Source organism: Photorhabdus australis DSM 17609 (genome assembly GCF_000711895.1).
Lineage (GTDB): Bacteria > Pseudomonadota > Gammaproteobacteria > Enterobacterales > Enterobacteriaceae > Photorhabdus > Photorhabdus australis.
The window spans coordinates 1-2443 of record NZ_JONO01000116.1; the positions used below are offsets into that span (position 1 = coordinate 1).

Sequence of the window (2443 nt, forward strand, 5' to 3'; positions counted from 1 at the left end):
CGTTCGCCCTGCGTAGCGATATTGTGCAACTCGCCTATCACTCCGTCCAGCGCCCCACCGGCGATAATCTGGCTGTCGTGATTAGTGACCTGCGCACTGTTGAGCGTCAGATTGCCCCCGGCCAGAATTTTACCGGGGTCACTCTGTTTAACCTGAGTTTCCTTGACGGTGCGGGTGTACTGATATTCGTAAAAGTCATTACTGCCGCTGCCATCCGGCATGATGGCATCGTGCACGCCGTATTTATTGTGGTGGGAAGTGTCCACCTGTGACCAGTCGTAACGGGCGGTCTGGCCGCTCAGTACCGCGTCGTGATGCTGAGATTTTTCCGTTTCGACGACCTGAGTCACTAACCCGGCGTTGGTGTTGTTAATCTGGTCGGCATTCATCGTCAAATGGCGCCCGGCTTCCATCGTCGCCGCGTGGTTATTGAGCTCACGGGCTTGACCGGTAGCCGTCAGCGCGTTATCCAATTGACCACCGATGTGCATGTTGCCCACGCTGTCAATCTGGGCATGGTCACGGTTGTTGAGCGTTGCGGTGCCGATATCCAGTCGGTCACGCGCGGCAATCACGGCGGCTTTGCCATCCTGTGCGGTGTTATTCAGGGTCTCCGTCTGGAGGGCGAGCTGGTCCCCGTAAAGTCGCCCGGTGCCGGTGTTGTTCAGGGTGTTGGCTGTCAGGTGGGTCAGGCCGCCGTCAATCAATCCGGTGTTGTTCAGCGTATCGTGAACCGTGATTTGCGTTTGTTTAGCGCTGATTTCACCGGCGGCGCGGTTGGTGAGATGCTGTGCGTCCAGATGCAGCGCCTGACCGGCTGTTATCTGGCGGTCATTGAGGAGATTGCCGGTCGTTTTCAGGGTCAGATTGCCATTGGCCGCCGTGTGGCCGGTATGATGAAAATCCTCGGTTAACGTGACCGCCATATCGCCCTGCGATAACAGTTGGCCGTCACCGCTTAAGGCGCGTGCGTTAATCGTGGCGTGCTCCCCGGCAATCAGCGTGCCTTGCCGGTTGTTCATCGCCAGAGACGTAGGACGGGCCTCGTCGCCGACGGTAAGCTGTTTGCCCGCGGAGATTAACCCCTGCGCATTCTCCAGCGTGTGACTCACCTGAGCTTGCAGATGGTTGGCTGCCCGTAAGGCCCCCTGAGTATTGTCCACCTGTTGCGCGTTGACCGTCAGGTTTTGTGCTGCCACCCCGTTATCCGTGTGCGCCGTCTCGCGGTTAATCAGGCGAGCGGTGTTCAGGGTCAATTGCTGACCGCCACGGATAAGGCCGCCGGTGTTATCGGTTTGAGTGTCAACATGAAGCTGGGTGTCACCCACCGCCTGCACCTGACCGTGACGATTGTCGAGCTGATGAGTGTTCAGGGTTAAGGTGTCGGTGGATAACAATTTGCCGTCCCGGTTATCCAACGCGGCGTGTCGGGTGTCGATAGCCAACTGTCCGCCTTGCAGATGACCGTGGCGATTGTCCAGTGGACCGCTGGTTATTGTGGTTTTTCCTTCTCCAATAATCTGGCCCTGCTGGTTATCCAGTAACTGCCCGTTGGTATCCAGAGTCAGAGCGTCGGCGGATTGTAAGGTCCCCTCACGGTTGATCAGTTGTTGACTGTGAATGTCCAGCCCGCCATTCCCGGCTATCTGGCCCTGAGTATTAGTGAGTTTGGCGCCGGTCAGCGTGGTTTTACCGTCCGCCGCGATTAGCCCGCCGGTGTTATCCACATCGCCGGTACGCAGGGTTAACGGCCCGCCGCTTAACACCCGGCCCGACTGATTGTCCAGCGTGTCTTTGACCGCCAGTGTCAGCGAGCCTTGGTCGGCGGCCACGAGGTGGCCGTGACGATTATTGACGCTCGTCGCCTTCAGGTTCAGGTTGCCGTTGCCCGCAATAGTGCCGTGCTGGTTATCCAGTATCCGGGTGGTGAGGGACAGGGTCTCTTTGCCCTGTTGTTGCATCACGCCGCCTTGATGACTCAGGGTGTCGGCGTTGACGGTTATCTGCCCGGCCTGAGTCTCGGCGTGGTTGAGTTGCAGTTCACCGGCCTGTATCGTCAGGGCGCCATGGGTCAGTAGTTTACCCTGATCACCCAGCCACTGCTGGGTATTGAGCGACAGTGTCCCGTTGCCTGCCAATTGCACCTGACCTTGAGTGTTATCGGCCTGATGCGCGGTCAGATGCAGGTCCTCCCCCTGACTGGCAATCGTGCCCTGCTGGTTGTCGAGCTGGTCCGTGGTGAGGGTCAGTGTCCCCTGACTGAACACGGTCCCCTGACGGTTATTCAGGGTGCGGGTATGGAGCGTCAGTTCACCGGGACCGGTCTGGTCAATTTTTCCTTTCAGGTTAGAGATATCTGGGGTTGTGAGGTGGATTTCCTTCGCCACTAACTGGCCGCCGTCGTGGTTAAACTGACCCGGGGTTTTCGCGCTAAAACGGTCGG

General features: G+C 58.3%; 1 pseudogene. It reads right to left on the reverse strand.

The window, feature by feature from the left end:
* A pseudogene (locus tag BO26_RS18285) lies at positions 1–2443 on the reverse strand (hemagglutinin repeat-containing protein); the annotation flags it as partial.